Below are 4,707 nucleotides of genomic sequence, written 5' to 3'. Positions count from 1 at the left end.
ATTCATTCTTTAGACTATTTTTTATCAATANGTTAATTTTAGAAAAACTATAAATTCTATGTATTCATTCTTTAGACTATTTTTTATCAATAGCTCTTGTAAGTAACTCACATTTGTTTTCAAAAATTTTATATATATCAGCTCTCGCTAAAATCTCATTTTCATCTTCAATTACAATACGTTTAGCATTATTTATTGCTTCTGATAATTTAGGCTCTAATAGACTAAAAACTTGTCTTCTATAAGTGGCATCGAACTTAGTATATGTTTTAAGGTACTTTTTTAAATGTCTTTCTGCTTCATTTGAAGTTCGATAATGTCTTCCTGTTGCTTCATAATGTAATAGATACCAGTATTCTATAGATGGATTATTAATCAGAATATGTAATTCTGTCCCTTCATATTTCTTTTGAGAAACCAATTTTTCCAATTTTTTCCTATATTTATGGAATTTCTGCTCAGAAGTTTCTTTTCCTTTTTGTTGTTCCGTTGTTTCTTTTAAAATTACATCATAATCAACAACCCAGATCACTTTAGAATAATGATTCAGTTGAGTACACAACTCCTCATATTGACTTTCAATAGACTTATATTTTGGTAGATCAGGCTTAATATCCACATGTCTTAAAAGAGTCTTATATGGCTCAGATCGCTTAAAGGCCGTTAAATAATCACTTTCACAATCACCATCTACCAACATATAAATATTAGTTTTTCCTTGTTTTTTTTCACGGAAATTTGAAGTACGAGCCATAAAATTCACTTATCTTAAATATTAGGAACAGCACCCAGTTTTCCTGTTACATATGCATTGTAAACAGAACTAGTTTCTCTAATTGTCTTGGTCGAAAAATCAGCAAGAGAATAAATTTCAGAAAAGGATTCTTCCTGGTTTTTTTCTACAAACCAAATAGCATCCTTCCTAAAAATATCCTTTTGGGCTAAGAACTCTCGGTAATGAGTAGTTATTAGCATTTGAGATTTATGTTCTGTTTTTAGATAAGAAATTAAAAAATGTTTAATCAAATCAGGGTGCAAAGAAGATTCAAATTCATCAATTGGAATTACTTTATCTTGTCTAGTTACGAAATCAAGCAAACCACTCAATTGATAATATCTTTGAGTTCCTAATGACTCCTCATCATAATTTAACTCGTATTTTCCATTAGCTACCTTATGAGTAAAGAAAAGCTCTTTTTCATTTAATAAATTATCAAGTAGCTCTCTTGTCACTTCAGTATCACGTGATTTCAATTTTTCAATAAATTCAACTCTTTCTGGAGTTAATTCTATTGGTTTAAAAGATAAATCATTTACGCAAAAATCAGCTTCTTGCATTAGTCTTAGAACGTTGATTTTATCGATTTTTTTATCTTCAATTCTCTCAGATATATACGATTTAAGATCAGTGTCAGGTTCTACATATTGCATTAATGTATGAATAAACCAATTCACAACATTATCAAAATGTTCGCTTTCAATGTTCAAAGAATGATAAGTAGATAGAACAGTTGAGTTCCATAAAGTACTGTTTGATAATGTTTTTCTATCATCAGCTTTCATTTTACTACGTGACTTTATGTCAATACTAGTTAACTGTTTCTGGACATCAGTAGTACGATGAAATAAAAGTCCTGTTCCGGACTCAACTGAATACAATGCTTCTTCAAGTATGCATTTTTTATTCGCAGTCAGTTCATAACGATAAATAAGTTGATTAGCAACAAAAGAAATTATGAATTTTGTTGGCTCACTATGGGAAGTAGAGTCAAATGCAAAAGGTTCTATGAATAATACTTCTTCATCTTTAGCTTTAGATGGTCTAATCGCTAAAATATCTAATGCATGTAAAGCTTTTAGAATATTCGACTTCCCAGAAGCGTTAGCACCATAGATAAAATTAAGTTTTAATAATCTTAGAGGAGTTTTTTTAGGGTGTAATAAATTCGGTGTAAAAACGAAATAATTTTCTAAGTCTTTAGAATTATCAGCTTCAAAAGAAATTTTTTGCTCATACTTAATAGATCTAAAGTTTTGCACAGAAAAATCAATAATCATGTCTTTTTTTACCACTCATTGGTATATTTTAATATTATTTCTTATAAAAATGATTGTAAATCTATTTATAAAAATATGAAACACAATAGAAGATAAATTAGACATAAAGGAGTTTTTTAACATAAAAATTTTTTTAATTAGATATTGAGTAAAAAACTAGCAAACTACCGTTTGTTTAATAAGTCCAGTAATCCACTCCCATACAAGTCCCAGGCAAATCTAGTTTTCTAGTTTTTAGACGACAAATACTGAAAAACTCTAAGTACCTTTACTAGTCCCTCTTGTTCCTGAATTTGATCAATCGGAATGCCACCTGTTGAGTGATTTTTATTTATCATGCAGCGCTTCATCCATACTGGATCACCACCATTCAAGACATATAAACTTTGATAAATTTTAATCAGTAGTATTGCGTTTTGACCAGAGGGTGACGAAGGATCTAGTTCAACAAAATCTTCATCAAGCAAATTTAAAACTTTTTTTAGTTGCGTCTTATTAAGACTTAGATACTTCGCGGCATTTTTTACAGCTTTTGCAAGCACTATTGTCTTACTCATCGTATGTCACCCAAAATAATTAACTCAATAATTGATACCTAATACCATCTACTTCATTTTTAGAAAATTAATGTAATATGTTTATTTATATATTTCATATACTTACGAGTGTTTTGGAGTGGTGGGTTTTTAATTTTTGAATTTAATTATTGTGACTACTTTCCCAATAAATATCATATGGTTACAAACGTTTTGGAGTAGAGGTTTTTTTAAATTTTACTACGTATTACGGCTCATAAGTATTATTTGGATCATCATGATTTCGCGTATTTTTAACATTAAAATCTCTATGTGTATTTGCATCATATAAGTTTTCAAATCGTGAAATACGCTCATTTAGACGCTCTGACATACGCATTTCACTATAAGTCATAAATCGACCGTTTGAGCATTCTTGTATTTGCTCTAAATCATGCTTATAAATTTCATAAATCAGAGTTGATACTTCTTTCCGATTTTCTTTTATTGCAACATCATTTAATAGTGATACTTTGCGTTCCAGTACGTCGATATGGTTATAATTTGGCTGGTCTTGGAGAGCCGCGAGTTTCCTAATTTCCTTGACTTTTTCAGCCGTCGCTTGATGTGTTATCCAATCTAATTTGTAAGCTAGATCGGATGCTGAAATTCTCTCAACTACTTGCTGTTTTTCAGCTTCTTTACGTTTGAAATTTTCAAGTGCAGCGTAATACTGCTGATGATATAACTCAAAATTATTCCAATCTCGTGTAGCAATAATAGTTTCTTTCTTCGCTTGTACTTCTTTAATGACATCCGGGTCAGAGCTATTGAGTTTATAACGTGGGATCTGCTCAACATCTTTCAGATTAGTACCATATTTGGCGTTATAGTCTTTATTGCTCAAGCATGAAGCTATATTCAGCACAACAATTTCAAGCTCCGGCTCCCCAGGATTACGCCCTTTCACTTTAACAATCTTAGTGGGTGCATACGTCACCAGACTTTCATTAATCAAGTTCTCAGCAACTTGTCGATGATAAGCGATCTGATCACGACCTAAGCCCAATGCATCTGCTGTTAGTTTTTCAGCTCCACCTTTTGTTGGGTTTTTTGGACGATATTGCTTAAAGAATTGCTCCGGTGGTCTTTCCAAACCATCGGCAAGGGTTCGCTCTGAATACATGAAATGCAAGTGCGGTTGATCTTCACCCGTAATTGCTGATTTATGGATATGAACGGCACAAGTGAACGGAAATTGATGCTTGTTTGCGAACTCATCAATAAACTTTTCGACAAGTTCTTGCCGTTGCCATTGGCTTAACTCTTTTGGCAGTGCAACCGTCATCACTTGGCTAGTCCGGCCGCGCTCGATTTCATATTTATCCGCACTATGCCAGAACTTCTTTGGGTCATTCTTAGCCCATTGGGGCATGTTCCCAGACTTAACAAATTCGACAGATTCCCCTTCTTTGAGAGTGGCATGGTGAGCTGTTCTGGTGATGTAGTGAAAACCATTTTTTGAAGTTGGACTTTCCTTTGTTTTGCCTTTGTTTTTACCGGACTTAATTGTGATCTTTTTATTTTTTACGTTCTGCCTTTGGTTGTAGTAATACATAAAAATCTCAATTTGTGGTAGTCGCTTTTGCTCCGCAGGACGAAGAAGTAGTGTCTTTTAACTTGATCATACCTCCGTCAGGAGGTATGTCAATTAAAAGACACGGAAACGAGGTCATTAATTATTTCTGATTTACAGAAATAATTAATGACTAAGATGGCAGGGAATATTATTCTGAGAAAAGAAATAATGTAGGTTTAAGGTTTTTAGTTATGGTAGGTCGTCCAAATTTGATCGTTACTCCAGATGAATTATGCGAACTTTATAAGCATATTAGGACTCTACCTTTTCATAAAAAAATTGAGCTGAATTTTCTTAGAGAATATGAAATAAATCCTGAAAATTTACTCATACAAAATATGGCATTAGTTAAAAAATGTCGGTATGAAAAAAATGATTTTGATAAGAGAATGAGCTATCTAAATCTATTAAAGCACAATCCAAAACCAAGTAAATTGGAGCAATCTATACTTGAACTAGAAAAGCTATCAATGACCAATGTCGATGCTTATTTCA

The 4,707-nt window shown here is 32.2% G+C and carries 4 protein-coding genes and 1 pseudogene; 1 reads left to right on the top strand and 4 read right to left on the bottom strand.

The window, feature by feature from the left end; translation table 11 throughout:
• Nucleotides 1-76 precede the first annotated feature (76 nt).
• From BK820_RS14750 to BK820_RS14735, 4 genes are all read right to left on the bottom strand, one after another.
• Nucleotides 77-754, bottom strand: a complete 678-nt coding sequence (locus BK820_RS14750) for an RloB domain-containing protein (protein WP_143045205.1) — start codon at nt 752-754, stop codon at nt 77-79.
• A 14-nt stretch (nt 755-768) separates the two neighbouring features.
• Nucleotides 769-2,058 carry an AAA family ATPase gene (locus BK820_RS14745; protein WP_071321328.1) on the bottom strand — a complete coding sequence of 430 codons (1,290 nt, stop codon included), beginning with the start codon at nt 2,056-2,058 and terminating at the stop codon, nt 769-771.
• Between the two features lie 227 nt (nt 2,059-2,285).
• Nucleotides 2,286-2,615: a hypothetical protein gene (locus tag BK820_RS14740; protein WP_071321327.1), complete on the bottom strand. Its 330-nt coding sequence runs from the start codon at nt 2,613-2,615 to the stop codon at nt 2,286-2,288.
• A gap of 226 nt (nt 2,616-2,841) precedes the next feature.
• Nucleotides 2,842-4,191: a MobA/MobL family protein gene (locus BK820_RS14735; protein ID WP_071321326.1), complete on the bottom strand. Its 1,350-nt coding sequence runs from the start codon at nt 4,189-4,191 to the stop codon at nt 2,842-2,844.
• Nucleotides 4,192-4,403: 212 nt separating this feature from the next.
• Between BK820_RS14735 and BK820_RS14730 the strand changes: the two are divergent.
• A pseudogene (locus tag BK820_RS14730) lies at nt 4,404-4,707 on the top strand (hypothetical protein); the annotation flags it as partial.

Source organism: Acinetobacter sp. LCT-H3 (genome assembly GCF_001866125.1).
In the GTDB taxonomy this organism is placed as follows: Bacteria; Pseudomonadota; Gammaproteobacteria; order Pseudomonadales; family Moraxellaceae; genus Acinetobacter; species Acinetobacter schindleri.
This window is presented reverse-complemented; position numbering and strand designations above follow the sequence as displayed.